This is a genomic window from Gilliamella sp. Gris3-2, from assembly GCF_001690345.1.
Taxonomy (GTDB): Bacteria; Pseudomonadota; Gammaproteobacteria; order Enterobacterales; family Orbaceae; genus Gilliamella; species Gilliamella bombi.
This window is the reverse complement of sequence record NZ_LZHB01000058.1, coordinates 1-26,113: the sequence shown is the minus strand read 5'-3', so window position 1 is coordinate 26,113 and position 26,113 is coordinate 1. Positions and strand designations below refer to the sequence as shown.

General features: G+C 35.2%; 23 protein-coding genes and 2 pseudogenes. 21 read left to right on the top strand and 4 right to left on the bottom strand.

Features of this window, described 5'->3' with window-relative positions; all coding sequences use genetic code 11:
• The first annotated feature begins 308 nt into the window (after positions 1 to 308).
• Positions 309 to 2,201, top strand: a complete 1,893-nt coding sequence (gene mnmG, locus A9G32_RS07920; RefSeq protein ID WP_065590782.1) for a tRNA uridine-5-carboxymethylaminomethyl(34) synthesis enzyme MnmG — start codon at positions 309 to 311, stop codon at positions 2,199 to 2,201.
• Positions 2,179 to 2,778 carry a 16S rRNA (guanine(527)-N(7))-methyltransferase RsmG gene (gene rsmG / locus A9G32_RS07915; protein ID WP_065590781.1) on the top strand — a complete coding sequence of 200 codons (600 nt, stop codon included), beginning with the start codon at positions 2,179 to 2,181 and terminating at the stop codon, positions 2,776 to 2,778. Before mnmG ends, rsmG begins: the two co-directional genes overlap by 23 nt.
• Positions 2,779 to 2,821: 43 nt before the next feature.
• Here rsmG and A9G32_RS07910 read toward each other — a convergent pair whose 3' ends face one another.
• Positions 2,822 to 4,057 carry an N-acetylmuramoyl-L-alanine amidase gene (locus tag A9G32_RS07910; protein ID WP_065590780.1) on the bottom strand — a complete coding sequence of 412 codons (1,236 nt, stop codon included), beginning with the start codon at positions 4,055 to 4,057 and terminating at the stop codon, positions 2,822 to 2,824.
• Positions 4,058 to 4,358: 301 nt separating this feature from the next.
• Here A9G32_RS07910 and miaB point away from each other — a divergent pair, with 301 nt between their 5' ends.
• From miaB to A9G32_RS07840, 13 genes and pseudogenes are all read left to right on the top strand, one after another.
• Positions 4,359 to 5,786 (top strand): tRNA (N6-isopentenyl adenosine(37)-C2)-methylthiotransferase MiaB, encoded by a 1,428-nt coding sequence (gene miaB, locus A9G32_RS07905; RefSeq protein ID WP_065590779.1) that lies wholly within the window; start codon positions 4,359 to 4,361, stop codon positions 5,784 to 5,786.
• 79 nt (positions 5,787 to 5,865) lie between these two features.
• Complete coding sequence (locus A9G32_RS07900) at positions 5,866 to 6,345, top strand: hypothetical protein (protein WP_034911954.1); 480 nt, start codon at positions 5,866 to 5,868, stop codon at positions 6,343 to 6,345.
• 25 nt (positions 6,346 to 6,370) lie between these two features.
• A complete protein-coding gene (locus tag A9G32_RS07895; RefSeq protein WP_065590778.1) occupies positions 6,371 to 7,405 on the top strand; it encodes a PhoH family protein in 1,035 nt (344 codons plus the stop codon).
• 18 nt (positions 7,406 to 7,423) lie between these two features.
• Positions 7,424 to 9,361 (top strand): penicillin-binding protein 2, encoded by a 1,938-nt coding sequence (mrdA, locus tag A9G32_RS07890; protein ID WP_065590777.1) that lies wholly within the window; start codon positions 7,424 to 7,426, stop codon positions 9,359 to 9,361.
• 2 nt (positions 9,362 to 9,363) lie between these two features.
• Positions 9,364 to 10,470 (top strand): peptidoglycan glycosyltransferase MrdB, encoded by a 1,107-nt coding sequence (mrdB, locus tag A9G32_RS07885; protein ID WP_065590776.1) that lies wholly within the window; start codon positions 9,364 to 9,366, stop codon positions 10,468 to 10,470.
• Between the two features lie 14 nt (positions 10,471 to 10,484).
• Complete coding sequence (locus A9G32_RS07880; RefSeq protein ID WP_065590775.1) at positions 10,485 to 11,666, top strand: serine hydrolase; 1,182 nt, start codon at positions 10,485 to 10,487, stop codon at positions 11,664 to 11,666.
• Positions 11,667 to 12,134: 468 nt separating this feature from the next.
• Complete coding sequence (rpsB, locus tag A9G32_RS07875; RefSeq protein ID WP_034947534.1) at positions 12,135 to 12,872, top strand: 30S ribosomal protein S2; 738 nt, start codon at positions 12,135 to 12,137, stop codon at positions 12,870 to 12,872.
• Between the two features lie 84 nt (positions 12,873 to 12,956).
• The gene (gene tsf / locus A9G32_RS07870) at positions 12,957 to 13,814 is read left to right on the top strand and encodes a translation elongation factor Ts (protein ID WP_065590774.1); all 858 of its coding nucleotides are present in this window, start codon (positions 12,957 to 12,959) and stop codon (positions 13,812 to 13,814) included.
• Positions 13,815 to 13,932: 118 nt separating this feature from the next.
• Positions 13,933 to 14,667: a UMP kinase gene (pyrH, locus tag A9G32_RS07865; RefSeq protein ID WP_034911998.1), complete on the top strand. Its 735-nt coding sequence runs from the start codon at positions 13,933 to 13,935 to the stop codon at positions 14,665 to 14,667.
• 29 nt (positions 14,668 to 14,696) lie between these two features.
• Entirely contained in the window at positions 14,697 to 15,254 is a 558-nt protein-coding gene (gene frr, locus A9G32_RS07860) for a ribosome recycling factor (RefSeq protein ID WP_065560532.1), read from the top strand.
• 480 nt (positions 15,255 to 15,734) lie between these two features.
• Positions 15,735 to 16,631: a hypothetical protein gene (locus A9G32_RS07850; RefSeq protein ID WP_141672772.1), complete on the top strand. Its 897-nt coding sequence runs from the start codon at positions 15,735 to 15,737 to the stop codon at positions 16,629 to 16,631.
• A gap of 431 nt (positions 16,632 to 17,062) precedes the next feature.
• A pseudogene (locus A9G32_RS13655) lies at positions 17,063 to 17,145 on the top strand (IS5/IS1182 family transposase); the annotation flags it as partial.
• A 459-nt stretch (positions 17,146 to 17,604) separates the two neighbouring features.
• Positions 17,605 to 18,093 carry an NADAR family protein gene (locus tag A9G32_RS07840; RefSeq protein ID WP_065590770.1) on the top strand — a complete coding sequence of 163 codons (489 nt, stop codon included), beginning with the start codon at positions 17,605 to 17,607 and terminating at the stop codon, positions 18,091 to 18,093.
• A gap of 337 nt (positions 18,094 to 18,430) precedes the next feature.
• On the opposite strand, the gene A9G32_RS07835 is transcribed toward A9G32_RS07840, so the two are convergent.
• Positions 18,431 to 19,066 (bottom strand): NAD(P)-dependent oxidoreductase, encoded by a 636-nt coding sequence (locus A9G32_RS07835; protein ID WP_065590769.1) that lies wholly within the window; start codon positions 19,064 to 19,066, stop codon positions 18,431 to 18,433.
• Positions 19,067 to 19,206: 140 nt separating this feature from the next.
• On the opposite strand from A9G32_RS07835, the gene A9G32_RS07830 reads away from it, so the two are divergent.
• Positions 19,207 to 19,572 (top strand): winged helix-turn-helix transcriptional regulator, encoded by a 366-nt coding sequence (locus tag A9G32_RS07830; RefSeq protein ID WP_065590768.1) that lies wholly within the window; start codon positions 19,207 to 19,209, stop codon positions 19,570 to 19,572.
• Here the strand turns inward: A9G32_RS07830 and A9G32_RS07825 are convergent.
• Positions 19,569 to 20,096 carry a hypothetical protein gene (locus A9G32_RS07825; protein WP_065590767.1) on the bottom strand — a complete coding sequence of 176 codons (528 nt, stop codon included), beginning with the start codon at positions 20,094 to 20,096 and terminating at the stop codon, positions 19,569 to 19,571. The genes A9G32_RS07830 and A9G32_RS07825 overlap by 4 nt on opposite strands.
• A 261-nt stretch (positions 20,097 to 20,357) precedes the next feature.
• On the opposite strand from A9G32_RS07825, the gene treR reads away from it, so the two are divergent.
• From treR to treC, 3 genes are all read left to right on the top strand, one after another.
• Positions 20,358 to 21,320, top strand: a complete 963-nt coding sequence (treR, locus tag A9G32_RS07820) for a trehalose operon repressor TreR (RefSeq protein WP_065590766.1) — start codon at positions 20,358 to 20,360, stop codon at positions 21,318 to 21,320.
• Between the two features lie 178 nt (positions 21,321 to 21,498).
• A complete protein-coding gene (gene treB, locus A9G32_RS07815) occupies positions 21,499 to 22,926 on the top strand; it encodes a PTS trehalose transporter subunit IIBC (RefSeq protein ID WP_065590765.1) in 1,428 nt (475 codons plus the stop codon).
• An 83-nt stretch (positions 22,927 to 23,009) separates the two neighbouring features.
• Positions 23,010 to 24,683 carry an alpha,alpha-phosphotrehalase gene (gene treC, locus A9G32_RS07810; protein ID WP_065590764.1) on the top strand — a complete coding sequence of 558 codons (1,674 nt, stop codon included), beginning with the start codon at positions 23,010 to 23,012 and terminating at the stop codon, positions 24,681 to 24,683.
• 65 nt (positions 24,684 to 24,748) lie between these two features.
• On the opposite strand, the gene A9G32_RS13650 is transcribed toward treC, so the two are convergent.
• Positions 24,749 to 24,919: a DNA polymerase beta superfamily protein gene (locus tag A9G32_RS13650; RefSeq protein WP_442902874.1), complete on the bottom strand. Its 171-nt coding sequence runs from the start codon at positions 24,917 to 24,919 to the stop codon at positions 24,749 to 24,751.
• A gap of 324 nt (positions 24,920 to 25,243) precedes the next feature.
• Between A9G32_RS13650 and A9G32_RS13645 the strand changes: the two genes are divergently transcribed.
• Together A9G32_RS13645 and A9G32_RS12610 are read left to right on the top strand one after the other, a co-directional pair.
• Positions 25,244 to 25,573, top strand: coding sequence for a hypothetical protein (locus tag A9G32_RS13645; RefSeq protein ID WP_065590763.1), 330 nt, complete (start codon positions 25,244 to 25,246; stop codon positions 25,571 to 25,573).
• 87 nt (positions 25,574 to 25,660) lie between these two features.
• Positions 25,661 to 25,954: pseudogene (locus tag A9G32_RS12610) on the top strand (transposase); the annotation flags it as partial.
• Positions 25,955 to 26,113 lie beyond the last annotated feature (159 nt).

The following is a 26,113-nucleotide window of genomic DNA, read 5'->3' as shown; positions in this document are numbered from 1 at the left end:
CAGTTGTGGATAAAAAGAATAGTTATACACAAGTTTAAACAAAAAAAGATCCGATCAATTAACAGAATGAACAGATCGATAAGATCCTATAAAATAATCACAAAAAAGAGTTATCAACAAAAAAGATCCGATCTAATAATAATAAAAATAAAAAGATCATCTAAAAGATCTTATTTTATTTAGAACGCGATCCTAATAGATCATTTGACGTAACCAAAAAGATGAGTAAAATCTCCTACCCTGAATAAATCAAATCTCCCGATCTAAATTAGCGATCATCTATACACAAAACAAATACGAGGCTTTTTATGTTTTATCCAGATCTTTTTGATGTCATCATTGTTGGTGGCGGTCATGCAGGAACAGAAGCAGCAATGGCATCAGCAAGAATGGGGCGAAAAACACTACTTTTAACCCATAATATCAATACATTAGGACAAATGTCTTGTAATCCTGCTATTGGTGGTATAGGTAAAGGCCACTTGGTAAAAGAAATTGATGCAATGGGTGGTTTAATGGCAAGGGCTATTGATCATGCAGGGATCCAATTTAGGATCTTAAATAGTAGTAAAGGACCAGCAGTAAGGGCTACAAGAGCACAAGCAGATAGATCACTATATTGCAAAGTGATACGAAAAACACTTGAAAACCAAGAAAACTTAATGCTATTTCAACAATCTGTTGAAGATGTGATCATAGAAAACGATCAGATCATAGGTGTAAAAACCCAAATGGGAGTATCCTTTAAAGCTAAAGCTGTTGTGTTAACAACAGGTACCTTTTTAGATGGGAAAATCCATATAGGACTTAATAATTATAGTGGTGGACGAACAGGAGATCCAGCCTCGATCGGTTTATCAAAATCACTTCATCAATATCCATTTAGAATGGGACGATTAAAAACTGGTACCCCACCACGAATTGATGCTAGAACAATTGATTTTTCAAAATTAGACACACAATATGGTGATGATCCTGTTCCTGTATTCTCATTTTTAGGTAATGCAAGCGAACATCCTAAACAAATTCCTTGCTATATAACAAGTACTAACGAAACAACACACGAGATCATTCGAAATAGCTTAGATCGTAGTCCCATGTATACAGGTGTTATAGAAGGAGTTGGTCCAAGATACTGCCCATCTATTGAAGACAAAATTATGCGTTTTGCGGATCGTAATTCTCATCAGATCTATTTAGAGCCTGAAGGATTAGATAGCAACGAAATATATCCAAATGGGATCTCAACAAGTTTACCATTCGATACACAATTAGCATTTGTACGCAGTATGAAAGGATTAGAAAATGCTAATATTGTCAGACCAGGTTATGCGATCGAATATGATTATTTTGATCCAAGGGATCTTAAACCAACACTTGAAAGTAAAGTTATTAAAGGTCTCTTTTTAGCAGGACAGATCAATGGAACAACTGGCTATGAAGAAGCCGCAGCTCAAGGAATGCTTGCCGGTTTAAATGCAGCACGTTTTGTATATGATCAAGATCAATGGTATCCAAGCCGTGATCAAGCCTATTTAGGGGTATTAGTTGATGATCTTTGTACTCTTGGCACTAACGAACCTTATCGCATGTTTACCTCGCGTGCAGAATATCGTTTAATGTTACGTGAAGACAATGCTGATATTCGCTTAACTGAGATTGGTCGCAAGCTGGGCATGGTTGATGATTATCGCTGGCAACGTTTTAACGAAAAATTTGAAGCTATTGAACAAGAAAGAGCAAGATTACGTGATATATGGGTACATCCTCATATTGAAAGCATTGACGAAGTAAATGCCGTATTAAGTGCTAATTTGACTAAAGAAGCCAATGGAGAAGAGCTACTTAAGCGACCTGAAATGAGTTATAACACATTGAAATCGCTTTCATTATTTGCTCCAGGATTGTCTGATGCACAGGCTGCGGAACAGGTTGAAATTCAAGTTAAATATGATGGATATATAAAACTGCAAATAGAAGAAATTGAACGTCAAAAACGCAATGAAGAAACGCTTATTCCTGAGCATATTGATTATGCTGAAATATCGGGTTTATCGAACGAAGTTGTGGCTAAATTAAAACAACATAAACCTATTTCAATAGGACAAGCTTCGCGTATATCAGGAATTACTCCTGCTGCGATTTCAATGTTACTAGTTTATTTAAAAAAGAAAAATTATGTTAAAAAAGAAACTCATTAGTCTAATAGATCAAACCGATCTTTTTATCTCAGAATCACAAATAGATCAATTGATCCATTATGTTGAAATGCTCAACAAATGGAATAAGACTTACAACTTAACAGCTGTACGAGATCCTAATGAAATGTTAATCAAACATATCATGGATAGTTTAGTTGTATCGCCCTATTTAACTGGCAAAACTTTTATTGATGTTGGAACTGGTCCTGGTTTACCAGGTGTTCCACTAGCAATAATTAACCCAGATAAACAATTTGATTTAGTGGATAGTTTAGGTAAGCGTATTCGATTTTTAAAACAAGTTCAGTTTGAATTAAAGCTAACTAATATAAACCCAATACAAAGCCGAATAGAAGTGTATAACGATAAAAAGTTTGATGGAGTTATTAGCCGAGCATTTGCTTCATTGCAAGACATGCTTAGTTGGTGTAAACATCTTCCTAATGAACAAGGATTTTTTTATGCTTTAAAAGGAAGCGATATAGATCCTATTGCTGATGGTTTTACACTTAAACAAAATATAAAATTGACTATACCAGAATTAGATGCTGAAAGGTGTTTGATTATTATACAATAGTTTTTGTAATTAAATACAAGCTGCTCTGAAACTTTTTACAAATTTAATTTTTGCGTTTTTTCAGATAATCTTTAATACCATCAACAATTGATTTAGACACTTGATTTTGGAATGAAACAGTCTTTAATTTTTTTTCTTCAGTAATATTACTAATAAAGGCTGTTTCGACTAAAACAGATGGAATATCGGGTGCTTTTAACACCGCAAAACCTGCTTTTTCAAGTGATGGTTTATGTAACTTATTGACTCTTTTCATTCGATTCAAAATAGCATTACCAAGTAATACCCCATTATTTAATGTTGTTTTTTGAACCAAATCTAAAATGGTATTATCTAAATATTTATCACCACTACGGCTAACACCGCCTATTTGATCTGCTTCATTTTGAGTTTGGGCCAAATAACTGGCTGCAGAACTACTTGCTCCACCTGTTGATAATGCAAAAACCGATGAACCACCGACAGAACGATTAGCAAAAGCATCTGCATGAATAGAAATAAATAGATCTGCATGGAGTGAACGAGCTTTAGCAACTCGTACTTTTAATGGGATAAAAACATCTTCATTACGGGTCATGTAGACTTTTATATTCGGTTCTTTCTTAAGTAAATTATAAGTACGACGTGCAATTTGCAAAACAATATCTTTTTCACGTGTTTTATTGTAACCAATAGCGCCAGGATCTTCTCCACCGTGTCCAGGATCAATCACAACAATAACGGGAGCATTTTTACTCTTATTGGTTGGTGTTTTTATACCAGATTGCTTTTTATTGAGATCACCTTTTTTATATTCTTCTAAAAGTGCAAGTAAAGGGTCATCATCAGTGCTTGAAGCTGGTTTAGATGGATAAAGATCCATAACTAAACGATGTTTGAATTTTGCTATCGGCGATAAGGTAAAAGTATTCGGTTGAACACCTTGTTTTAATTCGATCAAAATTCTTACTGTCTTTGGATCTCGTTGAACAACGCGTATAGATTTAATATAAGGGTCGTGTTTTAATACTTTTGATGAGATATTTTTTAAAATTGGATTTAGATTAACATTGTTAATATCAATAGCGATCCTATTAGGATTACTTAATAAAAAGTGCTTATATTTTAAGCTAATATTTGATTCTAAAGTAATTCTTGTATAAGTTGATGAAGGCCAAACACGCACAGCAATAACTTGCGCCATTGCTGCGGCAAAGCCTACACGAGTGACGGATAACAAACATGTAGCAATAATACCTTTTATTAATAGGCGCTTTGTTGGGCTAAATGTTTTTTTCATACCTTAAAAACTTTATTTATTATCAAAATTAGCTGCAGATAATAGCATAAACTAAAGGGATATTAAAAAGAATGATTATCATAATCGACTGTTATTTTTGTAAATAGTCTGTTCTAAATTATCAATCAATTTTTATAATAAAAAAGATTATCAAATTAAATAATAAAAACAACCTTGCTTTAAGTTGTCATTTTTATTTTGTTATAGACCCTATAATAACAAAAGATTACAATATAGCACGCTAAAATCGCGGATTTAAACCCGTTTTCATTTTAACAATTAAATTATAGCTGAGTTATTGATGAGCAAAAAACTACATATCAAAACTTGGGGCTGTCAAATGAACGAGTATGACTCAACAAAAATGGCAGATCTCCTTGAATCTACCCACGGTTTAACTTTAACTGAAAATGCCGAAGAAGCAGATATTTTATTACTCAATACCTGCTCTATTCGAGAAAAAGCCCAAGAAAAAGTCTTTCATCAATTAGGACGTTGGAAGAACCTTAAAAAAAATAACCCAAATATCATTATTGGTGTAGGGGGATGTGTTGCTTCACAAGAAGGCGCCCACATTCGCAAACGAGCACCATTTGTGGATATTATTTTTGGACCTCAGACCTTTCACCGATTACCAGAAATGATTGAGCAAGTTAGAAGTGGTAAAGGTAATCATGTGGTTGATGTAAGTTTTCCAGAAATAGAAAAATTTGATCGCCTACCAGAGCCTCGTAGTGAAGGCCCAACCGCATTTGTTTCAATTATGGAAGGATGTAATAAATATTGTACTTATTGCGTAGTTCCTTACACTCGAGGTGAAGAAGTTAGTCGACCTTGTGATGATGTTATTTATGAAATAGCTCAGCTTGCTGAGCAAGGTGTACGTGAAGTCAATCTATTAGGTCAAAATGTAAATGCATATCGTGGACCGACATTCGATGGTGATATCTGTTCCTTTGCTGAATTACTACGCTTAGTTGCAGCCATTGATGGTATAGATCGTATTCGTTTTACAACTAGCCATCCAATCGAATTTACAGATGATATTATTGATGTTTATCGTGACACACCAGAACTAGTAAATTTTTTACATTTACCAGTACAAAGTGGATCAGATCGTGTATTAAACTTAATGAAACGTACGCATACTGCACTTGAATATAAATCAATTATTCGAAAACTACGCAAAGTACGACCAGATATTCAAATTAGCTCCGATTTTATTGTTGGTTTCCCAGGTGAAACACAAGAAGACTTTGAACAAACCATGAAGTTAATTGCCGATGTTAATTTTGATTTAAGTTACAGTTTTGTCTATTCAGCACGTCCAGGTACGCCAGCTGCTGAAATGGAAGATAATGTTTCGGAAGAAGAAAAAAAACAAAGACTATACATTCTTCAAGAGCGAATTAACCAACAAGCTATGCAATTTAGCCGTCGTATGTTAAATACCGTGCAACGTATTTTGGTTGAAGGTCCATCCAAAAAAGATCTTATGGAATTAACAGGCCGAACTGAAAATAATAGAATTGTTAACTTTGAAGGTCGCCCTGAAATGATTGGTAAATTTGTTGACGTTGAAATTACTGATGTTTATCCAAATTCATTGCGTGGCAAAGTAGTTAGAACTGAAGATGAAATGGATCTACGCGTAAGTGAATCACCAATGTCAGTTATATCTCGAACCCGAAAGGAAAATGATTTAGGTGTTGGTATTTATCAACCATAAAAACAAAACGTAAAATATTTAGTTATTTATTTTAAATAGAAATTAAAAAGTTATTAAATAAGAAAATAGGAAAGAAAAAATGTTTATTATTTTTGGTACTCGTGGAAGAGAAGTCAACGAACGTGGTGGACAATTTAATTGTCCTAATTGTTGCTCACAACAAAATATTACTACTGACGAAAAACAACAGAAATACACACAAATAAAAGTAGCAAAATATTTTACATTATTTTTTATTCCTATTTTTAGTTACTCTACCTTAGGTCGTTATATAAAATGTAATCAATGCAATAACGATTATAACGAAAATGTGCTCGACTATGTACCGCCAACATTTGAAGAACAAATAGCTTCATATGTTGAACAAGAGTTAAAAAGTGGAACACCTATTTCAATGTTGGTTAATAAATTGAAATCACAAGGATTTGATGAAAATCAATCAACAAGTGCAGTAAATAATGTTGTTAACGGAAATATAGTTTCTTGTCATCAATGTAAAATGGATTTTATAAAAGGCGTTGAAAAATGTTCTTTATGTGAACAGCGTCTGAGCAATTAAAATTAATTGAATAGAGGTTTTATTTTTGAATATTACAACACAAGAAACCATACTTGAGCCCGCTGATAATCAGCGGCTTAATAGTCTTTGTGGTCCTTATAATGACAATATAAAACAGTTAGAACGTCGGCTTGGTATTGAAATTAATCATCGAGGTAATTTATTTTCAATAACTGGTGATGATATTTGTGTTCGAGCGACTATTGATATTTTGCAATCTCTTTATAAACAAACCAAAATCAAAGACAAAATAATTGATATTGAACCAGAACAAATTCATTTAGCTATCAAAGAGACAGGTGCGCTTGAAAAAGTGAGTGAACACTTACCTAGTTATGTTGATCATCAAGGCGGAAAGCTAGTGATGATAAAAACTAAGCGAGGTATAATCAAACCCCGAACAGCGAACCAAGCACAATACATAGCTCATGTTTTGGATTACGACATTTCTTTTGGTATAGGGCCTGCTGGAACAGGTAAAACTTATTTAGCGGTAGCAGCTGCCGTTGATGCGCTCGAAAAACAACAAATTCGTCGTATTGTACTAACTCGACCAGCAGTCGAAGCTGGTGAAAAACTTGGCTTTTTACCAGGTGACTTAAGCCAAAAAGTGGATCCTTACTTACGTCCACTTTATGATGCCTTATTTGAAATGTTAGGTTTTGAAAAAGTCGAAAAACTAATTGAAAAAAGCGTGATTGAAGTGGCGCCACTCGCTTATATGCGTGGACGAACATTAAATGATGCATTTATTATTCTTGATGAAAGTCAAAATACTACGATTGAACAAATGAAAATGTTTTTAACTCGAATTGGCTTTAATTCAAAAGCGGTAATAACAGGTGATATTACTCAAATTGACTTACCGCGAAATCAAAAATCTGGATTACGTCATGCAATAGAAGTATTAAGCCAAGTTGATGAAATTAGTTTTAATTTTTTTAATAGTGAAGATGTCGTGCGCCACCCAGTAGTTGCTAGAATTGTTAATGCTTACGAAAAATGGGAAGAACAGCAACTTATGCAACATAAGTTGCAGCATACAGAAAGAAGTATTTAGAGGAGTACTATTATCTCTATCTCAAGTAAACATAAGAAAACTAAAATTCGAGATCATTCAGCGGAAGCAAACTTGTTTTTACGCCGAGCACTGTTTTCTTTTATTGTCATTATTATTTTAATTATTGTATTGATTGCAAACTTAGCTAGTTTACAGATTTTGAATTATAGTTATTACACGACAAAATCTAATGATAATCGCATCGAAATTATCCCTATTCCACCTAATCGCGGCATGATTTATGATCGTAATGGTACGCCATTAGCGATTAACAATATTACTTATCAATTAAATATCATTCCCGATAAAACTAAAAACCTCAATGAACAATTTGAGCAATTAAAAAAGATTGTTGATTTGACAGATGAAGATATTGAAACATTTCAAAAAGAACGGCGCAATTATAGAGCTCATCGTCCAGTACCGCTAAAAGATAATTTAACCGAAAAACAAATAGCTCGTTTTGTTGTAGATCAACATCGTTTTCCGTTTGTTTCTATTGTAGGTATACAGCATCGTTATTATCCTTATGGATCATCACTGACCCATATTCTTGGCTATATCTCTAAAATTAATAGCCAAGATAAACAGCGATTAGAAGATGAAAATAAAGCAAGTGATTATGTGGCAACTTTTAATATTGGTAAAATGGGAATAGAAAAGTACTACGAAGACGTATTACACGGAACCCCTGGTTATGAAAAGGTTGAAGTTAACAGCCGAGGTAGAATTGTACGCCAGCTAAATCAACATCCACCACAAGCAGGTGAGGATATCTATTTATCTATTAACCTAAAATTACAGCTTTATATAGAGCAATTACTGGCTGGACGTAAAGCGGCAGTGGTAGCTATTGACCCTAATAATGGTGAAATTTTATCCTTGGTTTCTAGTCCAAGTTATGATTCCAACGCTTTTGTTGGTGGTATATCAAGTACTAAATATAGCGAATTACTCAAAGATCCTAGTAAGCCACTTTTTAATCGAGCTTTATTAGGTGCTTATCCACCAGCTTCAACAGTTAAGCCTTTTATTTCCATTGCGGCCTTAAGTGAAGGAGTGATCACACCAAAAAGTGTGGTTAATGATCCTGGTTGGTGGCAATTACCTGGTACTGAACGGCGTTATCGTGATTGGTTAAAATGGGGACACGGTCGAGTTGATGTATTAAGGGCGATTGAAGAATCAGTTGATACCTACTTTTATCAAGTTGCTTATGATATGGGCATTGACCGCCTAAATCTGTGGATGACTAAATTTGGTTATGGTGAACGAACAGGTATAGATATTTCACCAAACGAAGAAACACGAGCAGTTATGCCTAGTCGTGAATGGAAAATCAAACGCCATAAAAAATCTTGGTTGCAAGGCGATACTATACCAGTTGGTATCGGTCAAGGTTATTGGACAGCAACACCTATCCAAATGGCAAAAGCATTAACCACGTTAATTAATAATGGTAAAACTTATACTCCGCATTTTTTATTATATAAAAAGAGCGATATTTTAAATTCAGATGAACATCAACCAACAATTAATCCTGAAAAATACATAGAAGATAATAGTTTAGTTAATGTTAAATCAATTTATTGGGATTTAGCTAAAGAAGGTATGCATCGTGTCATGTTTGGATCACGAGGAACGGCACGTAAAATTTATGCAGATGCAAAATATCAAGCGGCTGGCAAATCAGGTACCGCACAAGTTTATGGCTTAAAACAAGATGAAGTTTATAACGCTCATAAGATCCCTGAACATTTACGCGATCACGCGTTATTTATTGCTTATGCTCCTTACGATAATCCAAAAATTGCCTTAGCCATTGTTTTAGAAAATGGCGGTGGCGGAAGCTCAAACGGCGGTGCAGTAGCTCGTAAAATATTAGATTTTTATCTTCTTGGAAATAACTCAACAGAGCTAGATGACCCATCACCAAATACAGGAGCTGAAGATTAATAATGAATAATAGTAAAAAATCTTTTTGGCAAAAAATACATATTGATCCCTTATTTTTTTTATTTATTACTTTATTACTAGGTTATAGTCTTTATATACTTTGGAGTGCTAGTGGGCAAAATATTGATATGATGCAAAAGCGAGTAATACAAATATTACTTGGCTATACTGTAATGATTACGCTGGCACAATTTTCGCCCAGAACCTATGAAAAATGGTCACCATATCTGTATGTTGTTTGCATTATCATCCTATTATTAGTAGATATTTTTGGATATACCAGTAAAGGCGCACAGCGCTGGTTAGATTTAGGTATTTTGCGATTTCAACCTTCTGAAATAGCCAAAATAGCCGTACCATTAATGGTTGCAAAGTTCATTCATCGTGATGGATGCCCACCGCCATTAAAAACCACATTACAAACACTTGGTATAATTGGAGTGCCTACATTACTTGTTGCTATGCAACCAGATCTAGGCACAGCAATATTGATTATTATGTCAGGAATTTTTATTATTTTTTTAGCAGGCATTAATTGGCGCTATATTCTTATTGCATTAATTTTAATTGCTATATTTTTACCAATTATGTGGTTTTTTTTAATGCATGATTATCAACAAAAACGCGTATTGATGCTAATAAATCCTGAGCTTGATCCAAATGGGGCTGGTTATCATATTATTCAATCTAAAACAGCAATTGGATCGGGTGGTATATGGGGCAAAGGCTGGCTTGAAGGTACGCAATCGCAACTTGAATTTTTACCAGAGCGACACACCGATTTTATCTTTTCAGTTATAGCTGAAGAGTTTGGTTTTGTTGGTTCGATTATTTTGTTAATTCTATTTTTATGCTTAATTGTGCGTGGACTTATTATTGCAGCTCAAGCACAAACAACATTTGGACGAATTTTATCGGGTGGACTAATTTTAGTATTTTTTATTTATGCATTTATTAATATTGGTATGGTCAGTGGAATCTTACCAGTAGTTGGTGTACCATTACCTCTAATAAGTTATGGTGGCTCATCTTTAGTCGTATTAATGGCAAGTTTTGGCATTATGATGTCTATTCACACACATCGATATATGTTGTCTAAAAATATTTAACGGAATTGAAATAAATGAAAAAGAAATTTAAATTATCTTTTGCTTTGTTTGCGCTTGCAATTTGTTCATCAGCATCGGCTGAAATGGCTTTTCCTATCCCAGCTATTCCACAACTAGATGCTGAATCTTATATTTTAATCGATGCAAAATCAGGCGAAATTTTGGCACAATATAATGCTGAACAACAGCGTGACCCAGCTAGCCTAACCAAAATGATGACCAGTTATGTGGTTGGTCAAGCACTACGCTCAGGACGCATAAAAAATGATGATATGGTTGTAGTAAGTAAAGATGCATGGGCAACGGGCAACCCTGTTTTAAAAGGGTCATCATTGATGTTTTTAGAAGTGGGTAAAACAGTATCAGTATCTGATCTTAATAAAGGTATTATCATCCAATCTGGTAACGATGCTTGTATTGCAATGGCTGAACATGTTGCAGGAAGCCAAGGTGCATTTGTTAACCTAATGAATGATTATGCAAAAAAAATTGGACTAAACCATACCCATTTTGAAACCGTTCATGGGCTTGATGCGCCAGGGCAATACACAACAGCTAAAGACATGGCTTTTTTAGGGCAAGCATTGATTCGTGATTTACCAGAAGAATATTCTATTTATAAACAAAAAGAATTTACCTATACCCTATCAAAACCACAACTTAATCGAAATGGACTACTTTGGGATACCACATTAAACGTTGATGGAATTAAAACAGGACATACCAATGCTGCTGGCTATAACTTAGTTGCTTCAGCGGTTGATGGCAATACCCGTTTAATTTCAGCGGTACTAGGTGGACGAACCTTTAAAGGGCGTGAAGAAGAAAGTAAAAAACTATTAGTATGGGGATTCCGCTTTTTTGAAACTGCAAATCCTGTAAAAGCTGATACGCCATTAGCAACAGAAACGATTTGGTATGGTGATAAAAATAAAATTCAATTAGGTGCAACTAATGGCGCTTATATCACAGTACCAAAAGGTCGTGCGGCAGATGTGCAAGTTGAATATAAAATTGATGATTATATTTATGCTCCAATAACCAAAGGTACAGCCGTAGGTAAAATGCAGTTCCTATTAGATGGTAAAGTAATTAGTAAACAGCCACTTGTTGCTTTGCAAAATGTTGAAGAAACAGGATTTTTTGGTGGAATATGGGATTGGATCTGCCTACAATGCCATAAATTATTTAGCTAGTTTCAATTATCACAGTTCTGTAAGTATCAGCTTACAGAACAACCTTACTTTTTAAAAATAAACATCTTCTAATATAAAAAACCGCCATAAAAAACCGTCAGGTAGACTATTGATTTTATTGAATTTTTTATTAAAACGCTATATTTAACAAATAGTTGCTAATTAAATATACAATAAACACTTAATAAAACTAACTTATACATCATTACAATAATTAACTCCGCTAACAACAGTTAATATTACAAATAAAGCTAGCAATCTTATACTATTTATGGTATAAAACGCGCGCTACATTTCACATTATTTTTTTGCAAAAGTAATGATGGATAAAAGCATTAAATTTAATGATTAATTAACGTTATAACACACACATATCATTACACTTTTCCGGGGTGCCTTTTACTTTATGTATAGGTCGGATAGAGCGGATATGTGGAGGCATAACCCCAACGTCAAAATGAGGAAATCATGACTACAGTATCAATGCGCGATATGTTACAAGCGGGTGTACACTTTGGACACCAAACTCGTTATTGGAACCCAAAAATGAAACCATTTATTTTTGGTGCACGCAATAAAGTTCATATTATCAATCTTGAAAAAACAGTACCACTGTTTAACGAAGCATTAGCTGAATTAAACAAGATTGCCGCTCGTAAAGGTAAAATTTTATTTGTTGGTACAAAACGTGCAGCTAGCGAAGCAATTAAACAAGCTGCTGAAAGCTGTGGACAATACTACGTTAATCACCGTTGGTTAGGTGGTATGTTGACTAACTGGAAAACAGTACGTCAATCAATCAAACGTCTAAAAGATTTAGAAACACAAGCTAGTGATGGTACATTCGATAAATTAACCAAAAAAGAAGCACTAATGCGTGCTCGTGAAATGGCTAAATTAGAAAATAGCTTGGGTGGAATTAAAAATATGGGTGGCTTACCTGACGTGATCTTTGTTATTGGTGCAGACCACGAACATATCGCTATCAAAGAAGCTAACAACTTAGGTATTCCAGTCATTGCTATTGTTGATACTAACTCAGATCCTGATGGTATTGATTACGTTGTTCCAGGTAATGATGATGCGATTCGTGCAATTCAATTATATGCAAATGCAGTTGCTGAAGCAGTACGTTCTGGTCGTGAACAAAACCAATCTCCAGTATCTGAAGAAAGCTTCGTAGAAGAAGCGCCAGCAGCAGAGTAATAAACTCAAATATTTTCAGGGTCGATAATAATATCGACCCATTCTAATGAAAATCATCACAATGGTTAAATAGAGGATTAAAAAATGGCTGAAGTTACCGCTTCTATGGTAAAAGAACTGCGCGAAAGAACTGGCGCAGGTATGATGGAATGTAAAAAAGCATTAGTTGAAGCAAACGGTGATATCGAACTTGCAATTGACAACATGCGTAAATCAGGTCAAGCAAAAGCAGCTAAAAAAGCAGGTCGTGTTGCGGCTGAAGGTGTTATTATTTCTAAAATCTCTGCGGATAAAAAATTTGGCGTAATATTAGAAGTAAACTGCGAAACAGACTTTGTTGCTAAAGATGCAGGATTCTTAGCATTTAGTGATAAAGTTGCAGAGGCGGCATTAACAGAACGCATTAGCGATATTGCTGCACTACAAGCTAAATTTGAAGAAGAGCGCACAGCTTTAGTTGCTAAAATTGGTGAAAATATCGGTATTCGTCGTGTTGCTGAAATTGCTGGTGACGTAGTAGGTAGTTACCAACACGGTGCTCGTATTGGTGTATTAGTTGCTGCAAACGGTGCTGACGATGAATTAGTTAAACACATCGCAATGCACATTGCTGCAAGCAAACCAGAGTACGTTGATCCAAGTGACGTACCTGCTGATGTAGTTGAACATGAACGTAACATTCAAATTGATATCGCAATGCAATCAGGTAAACCACGTGAAATCGCTGAAAAAATGGTTGAAGGCCGTATGCGTAAATTCACTGGTGAAGTATCACTAACTGGTCAACCATTTGTAATGGAACCTTCAAAAACTGTTGGCGACTTATTAAAAGAAAAGAGCGCAGCAGTTACTTCATTCATTCGTTTTGAAGTGGGTGAAGGTATTGAAAAAGTCGAAGTTGACTTCGCAGCAGAAGTTGCAGCAATATCAAAACAATCTTAATTGTTTTATAAAACCGCCGTTAAGGCGGTTTTGTTTATCTACAAAATATTTTAAAATTACTGCTAGATAGGAGCCCTAGCTCCTTATTTTATTAAATAACGAAACAGTGAGACATCATATGGTAACCCCTTTTTATAAACGTATTCTTCTTAAACTCAGTGGTGAAGCACTACAAGGTGACGAAGGTTTTGGTATTGATGCAACCGTTCTTGATCGTATGGCTCAAGAAATAAAAGAGCTTATTGAAATGAATGTTGAAGTTGCTGTTGTTATTGGGGGTGGTAATCTATTTCGTGGCGCAGGGCTTGCTAAAGCGGGAATGAACCGAGTAGTTGGTGATCACATGGGCATGCTTGCAACTGTCATGAATGGACTTGCGATGCGAGATGCATTGCACCGAATAGAAGTAAACGCTCGCCTAATGTCAGCCATTCCATTAAATGGCGTGTGCGATGACTATCGTTGGACTGAAGCAATTAGCTTGCTTCGTCATGGTAAAGTCGTTATCCTTTCTGCTGGAACTGGTAATCCTTTTTTCACAACCGATTCAGCAGCATGCTTACGGGGTATTGAAATTGGTGCAGATGTTGTCTTAAAAGCGACCAAAGTAGATGGTGTTTACTCTGCCGATCCTGTTAAAGATCCAACAGCAACACTTTATAAAACACTAAGCTATGAAAAAGTGCTTACAGATGAGCTTAAAGTAATGGATTTAGCGGCATTCACATTAGCAAGGGATCATAATTTACCAATTTGTGTCTTTAATATGAATAAACCTGGAGCGTTGCGTCGTGTTATATTAGGTGAACAAGAAGGGACATTAATTAATAACAAAGCAACAGTAACCAGTTAATTATCTTTATTTTAAATAAGGCTTTTATTATGTTAAACGAGATTCAAAAAGAAGCGCAAACGCGCATGGAAAAAAGTATTGATGCGTTTCAAAATCATATTTCTAAAGTAAGAACGGGTCGCGCATCACCAAGCTTATTAGATGGTATTATGGTTGAATATTATGGTAGTCCAACGCCATTACGCCAACTAGCTAACATCGTTGCTGAAGATGCAAGAACGCTAGCGATTACTGTATTTGACAAATCACTTACACCACTAATTGAAAAAGCAATCTTAACATCAGATTTAGGACTTAACCCAGCATCAGCAGGTACCGTTATTCGCGTTCCATTACCGCCACTAACCGAAGAACGCCGTCGAGACTTAACCAAAATTGTCCGTAACGAAGCAGAACAAGGTCGAGTATCGATCCGTAATATTCGCCGTGATGCCAACGACCAAATCAAAGCATTACTAAAAGATAAAGAAATATCTGAAGATGATGAACGTAAAGCACAAGATTTAATCCAAAAAGCGACAGACGCCGCAATTAAAAAATTAGATACAGTGCTTGCCGATAAAGAAAAAGAACTAATGGAATTCTAATTTTTATCTTCTTTTTCCTCTTTTCTTCCAAACGCTCTGTTTTATAAAGCAGAGTGTTTTTCCTTGATTTTAAAAATCGGTCAATAAATATATTGATTTTATTTATGTTTTTTGAATCCAATTTTTACCAAAAAAATCCCACCATCCCCAACACCCGCCGTTACCCCACCACGAACAATTATTTACAATAAATTAACAAAAAACTAGCCAACTATTTTATAAATGGTTATACTTTTATCGCTGTAGGAAAACAAGCTTATTAAATAAGCGAATAATTATAAAAATTCAAATAAAACAAAGTATTACTTGACACGAGGAACGTAATGCATTATCATTTTAGGCACAAGGCACTGGCAAACCTATGTCTTAAATTTATCAAATAATCCTATTCGACGAGTTTTTACACAAAACTTATTTATATCTTCGAAATTATCGCTCAAATCACCTAAAACAGTTTTGCTAGTATTAGCATTGTTATTATTGTCATCTTCATCGAATTTACAGGCATTGAATGGTAAAATAGCTCGAGCGGGTAATCGTAGTGATGCAATAATAATACGGTCGGCTGTTATCAATTATGTAAGGTCGAATCTAATTGTGGGTGACGGCTCATATGCAGGTCCAGCTGACATATGGAATCCTAAGAAGGGCTTCTTAGTTCAATCAACCAATCCTGAATCATACAACCTAAATTTCCCGACCACGGGTGCGCATAATTTATATTTTGATTTACTCATAAGTGGAGTAGATATAAATGAATTAACATGGGAACCCGTTACTTTGGGGGGAATCACTGCAACAGTGACAAATGTTGTAGCTAATGATTTGTGGATTCCTAAAGAAGATAGGGGACAAGTTGTCGCCCGCGTTAAGCTAACAGGTCCAGAGGCAATATATCAACGCTTCAATCCGAATCCTAGTCAAATAGCTAAGCCAAGGTTACCACAGACGTTTGAGTTAGTGGGTAGAGATATATATGGCGGTGAGGTAGTAAAATATGGATTTGTGTTGAGACAGTGGTTCGTCAATCGGGGAGGTAGGATAGATAACCATTCTAATCAAACCACATGGTGTAATAGTTTGGGTTATCGAATGCCACGGGTAAGAGATTTAACCAATGCGGTCAGAAAAGCTAGTCCTCCTATTTCAGGCGCAGCACCTAGTTCATCAGGTGATTATTACATGCGTCACATAGGCGCTGGCTTTTTCACGGAGTGGGGCGACACGGACGACTACACTGATGCGGGCTTAGTCAAATTCGACTACTGGACGAGCGACGCCTCAGGTAGCACCCAGTTCTTTGTCAACTCGTACTACGGCGACGTCTTCCGCGGCAGTGCCAGCGTCTCCCGCTATGGCCTTTGCACCGCACCTTAGCTTTTAGCGTTTAGTTCTTAATCCTTATGGCGCGGAAGGTGGTTATGGTGTCTGAAAGAACAATATAAAAAAGAATAAAGCCCCAGTATAAGTTTGGGGCAAACCCCTTAGGGTTGCGCAGTTGTGGCAAAGCCACAATCGCACCGCCCGCCACCGACGCTGAAAGCGTGGCTGGCGGGGGCACAAGGACAAGCAAATAAATAAATAAATAAAGAGGAGTCATGCAATGGAAATTAAACAAAAATTAGCATTAAGTGACAATTCGATACATTTTTTTAGAGAAGGACTTTTTTTAAAGATTTATAACCAATCATTTTATGTGATGACTCAATTATTAGAATTCAACATAAAACCGATAATCAAACACATAAAAAACTCGACCAAATGTGCGAGCGCATCAACAACGTAGCTCAGATTTAGCAACTTAGCATTCACATCAGATAGGAAAAAGCTATGGGGCAACTCAGCTAAAATCCACTTTGCTGTTGATAGTGGTGGTCTACCGATTTGTTTCGCAAGGATAACATTATGTTATTGCTGGTATTTATACTTATGTGGCTACCAATGTATTGTTGATTAATATATAAACACAAAAAGTCAACTGCCTTAATAATTCAGTTAAAAAAATATTTAGTTAGCAATACAACAAGCTTTAGAAAAATGGACTATGCCAAAAACTAGAAAAATACAATGAGTCGGTTTATTATAAAATTTTGTGACAAGATTAATTATCACCTTTAATGGGCAAATATACAAATTTAGTATGGATTTATAAAGGGATATATTCTGAATCAGCAAATATTTGCAGATTCACCATATAGAGAATAAAATTTTAGGCGATTTATTAACTTTTATAATATGGTTAAAACGCATTATGAATTTTTAAAGAGTTATTTTAATTATGAAGTGTAAACAATCCAGAGGTTTCTTAGCTGTAAGTTTATTTATTCTACAAAAGGAGCAATTTAAATAGATGAAACAAGTCGGAAAGAAGAAAATGATTTTCTTTTTTAGTCCTGATCATTATCTATCTCAGTGGTATCCTTGTCATTTTGTTATTAATGAAATAGCATTTACTAGTGCAGAACAATGGATGATGTATTCTAAAGCGTTGTTATTTAAAGATATAGAGAGTGCCAATGCTATTCTATCTATTCCGTCATCTAAAATGCAAAAAAAGCTGGGGCAAACTGTGCGTAATTTTGATGAAAATATATGGAATAAGCATAAAAAAGAGATTGTTTTTGAGGGTAATTATGCAAAATTTTCTCAAAATGATGAGCTTAAAAAATATCTATTATCAACCAAAGATAAAGTATTAGCAGAAGCAAGCCCTTATGACAAGATTTGGGGAATTGGTTTAAGTATTGATGACGAAATGAGATTTAATATGGCTAAATGGCGAGGCAAAAATTTACTTGGTGAAGTTTTGATGCAAGTGAGAGAGGCTCTAAAAACGTAATTTAAACTAAATTTATTCATTAAAAAAGATGATGAATATTTGCTTTTTTAGGTCTATTTTTTGCCTAAAAAACAGTTTTTATACTTAAACGTATAGTTACCTGAAACTTTTTGACAAGATTTTTGACTTTGGCTACTCACCCTCTTTTGGTTAATACGTTGCCGTTAAATTCATTTTTTCACTAAAATTCAAAAATATCCCAAGTCAAATCCAACTCGTTCCTAAAATAATAAGTCTTGAAGCGTGTTGAAAAATATGTCGGGATATTGTATTCGTTATTATGGAAAATCGGTGCTTATTCTGTCCAATCAAGCTTGGTTACAAAACTTTAGCAACCTTATTCAGTTGCAACAGTAAAACGTTGCTTAATATGCTTGGCTTTTTCTGCTTCATCAATCATGGCAATGGCATAATCGGCATAACTGATTTGGCTTTTTCCTTGGCTGTTAAATAACACCTCTTCACCGCCCAAGATATAATGCCCAGTTCTTTCCCCATCAGCATTAAACTCAATGGCTGGGCTTAAATAAGTCCATTGCACATCATCGCACGTTCTAAGCGCATCAAGTGCTTTGGCCATATTGGTGGCTAATGGTTTAAATGCCTCAGGAAAATCAGGTGAATCAACCAAACGTAGTGAATGCTGTGGATTAACATATAAACTGCCTGCTCCCCCAACCACTAATAGGCGATTTGTTTTACCGCTTAATATATCCGTTAAATGCTTTAAACTGGTTTGATGCAATGGCAGTGATTCCAGTGCCCAAGTACCAAATGCATCGATAATCACATCAAAGGGTTTTAAATCAGTATAGGTTAATTCGAACAGATCTTTAATTAGCACATTTGCTTTGGGATCGAGCGGTTGACTCGCTTTGCGCACTATTGCGGTAACATCATGCCCTCGTGAAATCGCCTCTTTGACTAAAAGTTGCCCTGTTTTACCACTCGCACCAATGACTGCTATTTTCATACTTTACTCCTTTTAATCGTTTAAGGATTAACATGATATAAGAATGGTTTTAGATTAGTCTTTAACGTTTCTACTGTAAAGTAGGTACTAAATAGTGCTATAGTAACTTTTTTGAAACTATTATTGAATTTTAAGCATAAATGATTAAATTAAATAATGATTTGCCTATTTGCCCTGTTGAAATAACATTAATGTTAATGGGTGATAAGTGGAAAGTCTTAATTGTGAGAGACCTGCTTACGGGAACCAAGCGCTTTGGTGAACTAAAAAAATCGCTGACTGGTATATCACAAAAAGTTTTAACTCAGCACCTGCGAGCTATGGAAAAAAATGGGTTATTAACCCGCAAAGTGTATGCCGAGGTTCCCCCCAGAGTTGAATATACATTAACCGAGGTTGGACAAAGTCTAAAACAGGTGCATGATGCCATGTTAGAGTGGGGAAAGGCTTACAAATTAAAAGCGGATGAGTCATCTTTTCCTCATCCGTCAATCAATCATAATTAACTATCAAATTCTTCGCAGCCAAAATAAAACTCATCTGAGTTGGCATTTTTGTCACGACCGATAAGAATGATACTAGGAAAATGATTTTCTTCTGTGATTGGGGCTGTATATTGATAATATTGTCCTATATCACCCCAAGACATTTCTTCTTTTAAATGGGCAGGGATTGGGATTGCCCCCATTGCTTTGGCAAATGTATCTATATCACCTTTGGCAACAGCATAAAAATATGAACCGCTATCGCCCTGGTATTTAATTTGCGATACAGTCGTATTCATTATTTCCAGCGGTTTGGCAAAGTTATACTCTAAATTAATCAGCCCATCATCTTCTAAGTTTTTTATGGTAATGTTTTGTTGGTTAAGTTGTTTAACCACTTTTGCATCACGACCATCAATTGGAGCAACCTTGCATAATAAAGCCGCTTTAAATTGTGCTTCAATTGTATTATTTGTTTCGGTCGCTAATGCATATCCTGAGAAACCCAAAATGAGCAGTGAACTGCATAAAAATTTGTATGCCACCTTTATTTTTTTCCTTTTAAAATCATCATTTCAATTATTTTATATTATTGCAAAAAATGATTTTATCGAATAGCGCTTATCAAAATTTAGTTAAATAAAGTTATTTTAATATCAATGGGTAAATGGTCAATTTTATATTAAATCTTAATATAGCTATTAGTTAACAAAACTTATTTACCAACTGGTATAAATAATCTCAAATCGCTATTTTTTATAAAATAGATTAGTATGATTTTATTGATTTTTGTTGGCTAAATTATTATGAGTATATCTTCAAACAACTTAACCATTAAAGATATTGCAAAGCTTTGTTCGGTAAGTAAATCTACCGTTTCTCGAGTGATTAATCATGATCCTATGGTTAAAGAAGCTACGCGTAATAAAGTTTTGGCAATCATTGAACAGTATCACTTTACGCCGTCTAAATCGGCAAGAGCTATGCGTGGTTATGGGAATAAAGTGATTGGGATTATTGTAACTCGCCTTGATTCTCTTTCTGAAAATCAAGCTGTTCAAAGTATGTTGCCTATTTTTTATCGGCATGGTTATGATCCTATCATTATGGAAAGCCAATTTAGTACAGCCAAAGTCAAAGAATATTTATCCATGCTTAAAGGTAAACAAGCTGATGGCGTAGTTATCTTTGCATTTACTGGACTAGAGCAGTCATTATTATCCACCTGGCAAAATAGTAGTGTAGTAATCGCAAGAAAATTCCAAGATCATACTTGTATTTGTTATGATGATATTGGTGCAGTTAGATTATTGCTTGCTCATTTATATCAATCGCAACAACATCAAAATATTGGTTATATCGGTATTGAGCAACAAGACCAAACTACTGGCGCATTGCGTTATCAAGCCTATTTGGATTTTTGCCAGCAATATCAACTTAGCCCCAATGCGGTTTTAGGTCAATTAAGTTATCGTTCAGGTTATGATCTTGCCCAGTCGGTGTTAACTAAAAATCCATCGGCTATCGTTTGTGCAACTGATGGTATTGCATTAGGATTAAATAAGTATTTACACGAAAAACAGCTTGAACATATTACCGTAGCTAGCATTGGTAATAGTGAGCTACTGAGTTTTCTTTTTCCTAAGACTTGTGCAGTTGAACTCGGTTTTGATCAAGCAGGTAGTTGTGCGGCTCAAGAGTTACTTAATATGTTACAAAATCAGTTTGAGCTGAAAAGTATCACTATTCCTTGCCATTTAATAAGCTAACCAGTAGTTATTTTTATTTAATTTGTGCTTATTTTGCTCTAATTTGTGATATTAATCACAAAAAAGGGAACGTTCCCATTTATTAATTTATCAATTCAATCTATGCTTAATCTATATTCAAAATAGCCAAATTATTAGTGAAATAAAAAGGCTAATTCTAATTTAAAGGAGACCTTTTATGGCTAAAAATTCCCAATTAACTAGCCAATCGATAATGCAATTAATCGAGTTGATTGGTGGGAAAAAAAATATTGCCAGTGTGACCCATTGTCTAACAAGATTGAGGTTTGCCTTAGTTGATCCTAATCTAGCTGATGTCCAAGCTATAGAAGAACTGCCTTTTGTGAAAGGTTGTTTTAATAATACTGGACAATTTCAAGTTATCATTGGTACCAATGTTGATAGTTATTACAAAGCATTGATCCAGCAATTAAATTTAGATGAAGCAAGCAAAGAGCAAACTAAAATAGCTGCAAAACAAAATATGTCCTTTTTTGAAAGACTAATTTCTAATTTAGCCGAAATTTTTGTGCCATTGTTACCGGCGCTAATTGCTGGTGGTTTGTTATTAGGTGTGCGTAATATTATTGGCGAAATGCCAACCATTGATGATAAACCGCTGATACAAACCTATCATTGGCTAGCGCCAATTTACAGTATACTTTGGCTACCTTGCGAGGCGATTTTCCACTTTTTACCGGTCGCCATTTGTTGGTCTACCGTGAAAAAAATGGGTGGCTCACCCGTACTTGGTATTGTACTTGGTATTACGTTAGTTTCCCCTCAGTTAATGAATGCGTATGATCTTGGCAGTAAAATCCCTGATGTTTGGGATTTTGGTTGGTTTAGTATCGAAAAAGTCGGCTATCAAGCGCAGGTCATTCCGTCTATTTTTGCAGGTTTAGCGTTGGGTTGGATCGAAACACGATTACGCAAAATCGTGCCAGATTACCTAAATTTGGTGATAGTGCCGATTGTAGCCTTGTTACTATCCGTCTTTTTAGCTCATTTTTTATTGGGTCCAATTGGAAGAATGTTAGGTAATGGTATTGCTTTTATTGTTAAATATTTAATGACGGGGGATTATGCCTTTATTGGCGCTGCTATTTTTGGTTTCTTTTATTCGCCATTGGTAATTACAGGTATTCACCATACAACCCTTGCGATTGATTTACAAATGACTGAAAGTATGGGCGGTACGCCGATTTGGCCAATTATTGCTTTATCTAATATTGCGCAAGCTTCGGCTGTTGTGGGTATTATTTTAGTTAGTAAAAAACATAATGAACGTGAAGTGTCGGTTCCTGCTGCTATATCGGCTTATTTAGGCGTCACCGAGCCGGCCATGTACGGTATTAATTTGCGCTATAAATTCCCGATGCTGTGCGCTATGGTTGGTTCAGCTTTAGCTGGGTTAATTTGTGGTTTGTTTGGTGTGTTATCAAATGGTATTGGGGTTGGCGGTTTGCCGGGTATTTTATCGATAAAGCCGATATATTGGTCGATTTATGCTTTGGCGATGATTGTGGCAATTGTGGTTCCGATTGTTTTAACTTCGATCATTTATAAAATTAAACTTAAAAAAGGTACGTTAGATATTCGTTAAACACGAGCTAATAACCATTAACCGTTCTTATCATTGAGCGGTTAATTTATGAAAAATAAATAATAAATAATAAAGAGCAAGCAATGAATAAAATCGATATCCCTTGGTGGCAAAATGGTACTATTTACCAGATCTATCCAAAAAGTTTCCAAGCTAGTGGCGCTGGTTCGACGGGTGATTTATTAGGTATTATTAGCCGATTAGACTATCTTGAAAATTTAGGGGTTAGTGCTATTTGGTTAACGCCGATTTATCCATCCCCACAAATTGATAACGGTTATGATGTGTCGGATTATTATGATATAGATCCGAGCTATGGTTCAATGGCTGATTTCGAACTATTGGTTAAACAAGCGCACGAGCGTGGTATTCGCATTATGATGGATATGGTGTTTAATCATACTTCAACACAGCACCCATGGTTTAAATCAGCCTTAGATAAGTCAACTCCTTATCGCTCATTTTATATTTGGAAAGACGCTAAAGCCGATGGCTCAGAGCCTAACAATTGGCGTTCAAAATTTGGCGGTAAAGCATGGCAATGGCATGAACAATCAAAACAGTACTATTTGCACTTATTTGCGAAACAGCAAGCCGATCTTAATTGGGAAAACCCAACTGTTCGTCAAGAAATTAAAAAAGTATGTCAATTTTGGGCAGATAAAGGCGTCGATGCATTAAGGCTTGATGTGATTAATTTAGTTTCAAAACAGCAAGATTTTCTGGATGATGAAAATGGTGATGGTCGTCGATTTTATACCGATGGTCCAAAAATTCATGAATTTTTACAAGAGATCAGTCGTGATGTGTTTCAACCCAACCAACTTAAAACGGTTGGCGAAATGTCATCCACCACATTAGAAAACTGCCAAAAATATGCTAGCTTAGATGGTAAAGAATTGACCATGACGTTTAATTTTCATCATCTAAAAATCGATTATCCAAACGGTAATAAATGGACGCTGGCTAAACCTGATTTACTTGAACTTAAAAAAATCCTTGGCTATTGGCAAACAGGCATGCAAGATAAGGCTTGGAATGCAATTTTTTGGTGTAATCATGATCAACCTCGTATCGTCTCACGCCTTGGTAATGAAAACCAATATCACAAACAATCTGCCAAAATGTTAGCCATGCTACTGTATGGTTTACAAGGCACACCTTATCTTTATCAAGGTGAAGAAATCGGTATGACCAATCCACATTTTACTGATATTTCACAATATAAAGATGTGGAAAGTCTTAACATTTATCAAGAAAAAATAGCAGATGGTATGCCTAAAGCAGAAATTTTAGCTATCCTTGCTAACAAATCCAGAGACAACAGCCGAACGCCAATGCAATGGGATAATTCAGCCAATGCTGGCTTTACTAAAGGTAAGCCTTGGATTGAGGTTGCTAATAATTATCCACAAATTAATGTCAAAGCGGCACTCGATGATCCTGATTCGGTATTTTATTGCTATCAAACCTTAATTAAATTACGCAAAACGTACCCGATTTTTATTTTTGGTGATTATCAAGATTTAACGCCAGATATTGCTGATTATTGGTGCTATATCAGGCGGTGGCATAATCAAAAATTACTAGTGATAGCAAATCTGACCGATAAAACACTGACATGGTCATTACCTAATTCGTTACAACTCTTGAATTGGCAACGATTATTTAGCAATTATCAAGATAACCATCGGCTAGGCTCTGAAATAAGATTAAGACCTTATGAAGCCACATATTGGTTGCAACAGGCGGATTAAGCAAGCGATATGGGCAATCTATAAAAAGGTTGTCCATTTTAATGCCAACCAGTTGATCGATTTAATTAAAAAGTCTTTTTTAAATCCCAACGATGCAAATCTAGCTCATCGTCAATAGGAAAAGTTAAATGTGAGGTAGGATTGTTAATCACTAAGTATTTATAAAACCAATGCACATAAATAAAACGCACATCATAATCACTATTCGGTGATGGCCCCTCCCATGATTGCCTGATTCTCAGGCATAAAGTATACGGATATTATGTTGCTGTGCTAATTCTGCTAATTTTTGTTTTATGCTGTTTTGCATTGCAACTATTCCTTTAGGTTATTTATTTTACTTTATATCTGAATTTTTAACGCTTTTAAAGCCCTTTGCCTATTACCATTAAAAAATGATTGAGCATAATGAGTTATGATTGAAACGGTATAGACTCCTGAATATTTTTTACAAAAAATATAACCTAAAAACTGAACGGATGGAATTATTTGATTAACCACTGCCCTGCATAAACAGAATATGCTATATTATTTTTTGTGTGATTTTACAAGGCGATAAGATGGATATTAAACTAACCAAACATGACAAACGCTATATTGAAAGTACGGACGACGTATACAGTATTATGCAGCGTGTGTTATTGCGTGAAAACAAAATCGACCAAGAAAAGGAACATCTTTGGATCATTGGTATGAATCAAGCCGGTTATATTCTGTATATTGAACTAATTGCGCTTGGGTCGTATAAAAATGCGTTTTTTACGTTTAGTCCTAATATTAAGTTTCAACTCACAATACACCCGATAAACACGCTTATGGTTCCATTGATATCCCAGCTTTCTGATGAGATTAAAACATTTGAAAGCCCCAGCGTAAATGCCGGTCAGTGATAGAATTTAATACCGAAACAATCACTGAATCATCCTGTAACTTAGGTTGATAATAGTAAGCACAAAGGCTTAAGCCAACAATTAAAAATACGGGTCGATAATGGGCCAGAATTTACAGGAAAAACCTTTATAAACTGGGCCAAATCACATGATATAACCATTGATTATATCCAGCCCGGTAGCCCTTATCAAAATGGCTATATTGAACGATTTAATCGTACCTATCGTACTGAAGTACTCGATTTATATCTTTTTAACAACTTAGCACAAGCAAGGAGAATAACCGAAGAATGGTTAACGATTTATAATACCGAAAGACCACATGAGGCATTAAATAACATGACACCGATTGAGTATAAAACACTAAAACAAGCAGCATGATTTTCTACGTGAGTTGTGTACTAAGTTTGGGGTATTTACAATAGAAAATGGAAAAAACAATTATAACTAGAGACCATGAAGGTAAATTAATTGTACATACGAAGAATTTTTACACTTGTTTTATTATTTATGATTATTTAATAAATAAAGTAAATGATT

Bases quoted from the DNA above. Each gene is read 5' to 3' on its own strand.
- mnmG (WP_065590782.1), top strand. From the start codon at position 309: ATGTTTTATCCAGATCTTTTTGATGTCATCATTGTTGGTGGCGGTCAT.
- rsmG (WP_065590781.1), top strand. From the start codon at position 2,179: ATGTTAAAAAAGAAACTCATTAGTCTAATAGATCAAACCGATCTTTTT.
- A9G32_RS07910 (WP_065590780.1), bottom strand. From the start codon at position 4,057: ATGAAAAAAACATTTAGCCCAACAAAGCGCCTATTAATAAAAGGTATT.
- miaB (WP_065590779.1), top strand. From the start codon at position 4,359: ATGAGCAAAAAACTACATATCAAAACTTGGGGCTGTCAAATGAACGAG.
- A9G32_RS07900 (WP_034911954.1), top strand. From the start codon at position 5,866: ATGTTTATTATTTTTGGTACTCGTGGAAGAGAAGTCAACGAACGTGGT.
- mrdB (WP_065590776.1), top strand. From the start codon at position 9,364: ATGAATAATAGTAAAAAATCTTTTTGGCAAAAAATACATATTGATCCC.
- A9G32_RS07880 (WP_065590775.1), top strand. From the start codon at position 10,485: ATGAAAAAGAAATTTAAATTATCTTTTGCTTTGTTTGCGCTTGCAATT.
- rpsB (WP_034947534.1), top strand. From the start codon at position 12,135: ATGACTACAGTATCAATGCGCGATATGTTACAAGCGGGTGTACACTTT.
- tsf (WP_065590774.1), top strand. From the start codon at position 12,957: ATGGCTGAAGTTACCGCTTCTATGGTAAAAGAACTGCGCGAAAGAACT.
- pyrH (WP_034911998.1), top strand. From the start codon at position 13,933: ATGGTAACCCCTTTTTATAAACGTATTCTTCTTAAACTCAGTGGTGAA.
- frr (WP_065560532.1), top strand. From the start codon at position 14,697: ATGTTAAACGAGATTCAAAAAGAAGCGCAAACGCGCATGGAAAAAAGT.
- A9G32_RS07840 (WP_065590770.1), top strand. From the start codon at position 17,605: ATGAAACAAGTCGGAAAGAAGAAAATGATTTTCTTTTTTAGTCCTGAT.
- A9G32_RS07835 (WP_065590769.1), bottom strand. From the start codon at position 19,066: ATGAAAATAGCAGTCATTGGTGCGAGTGGTAAAACAGGGCAACTTTTA.
- A9G32_RS07830 (WP_065590768.1), top strand. From the start codon at position 19,207: ATGATTAAATTAAATAATGATTTGCCTATTTGCCCTGTTGAAATAACA.
- treR (WP_065590766.1), top strand. From the start codon at position 20,358: ATGAGTATATCTTCAAACAACTTAACCATTAAAGATATTGCAAAGCTT.
- treB (WP_065590765.1), top strand. From the start codon at position 21,499: ATGGCTAAAAATTCCCAATTAACTAGCCAATCGATAATGCAATTAATC.
- treC (WP_065590764.1), top strand. From the start codon at position 23,010: ATGAATAAAATCGATATCCCTTGGTGGCAAAATGGTACTATTTACCAG.
- A9G32_RS13645 (WP_065590763.1), top strand. From the start codon at position 25,244: ATGGATATTAAACTAACCAAACATGACAAACGCTATATTGAAAGTACG.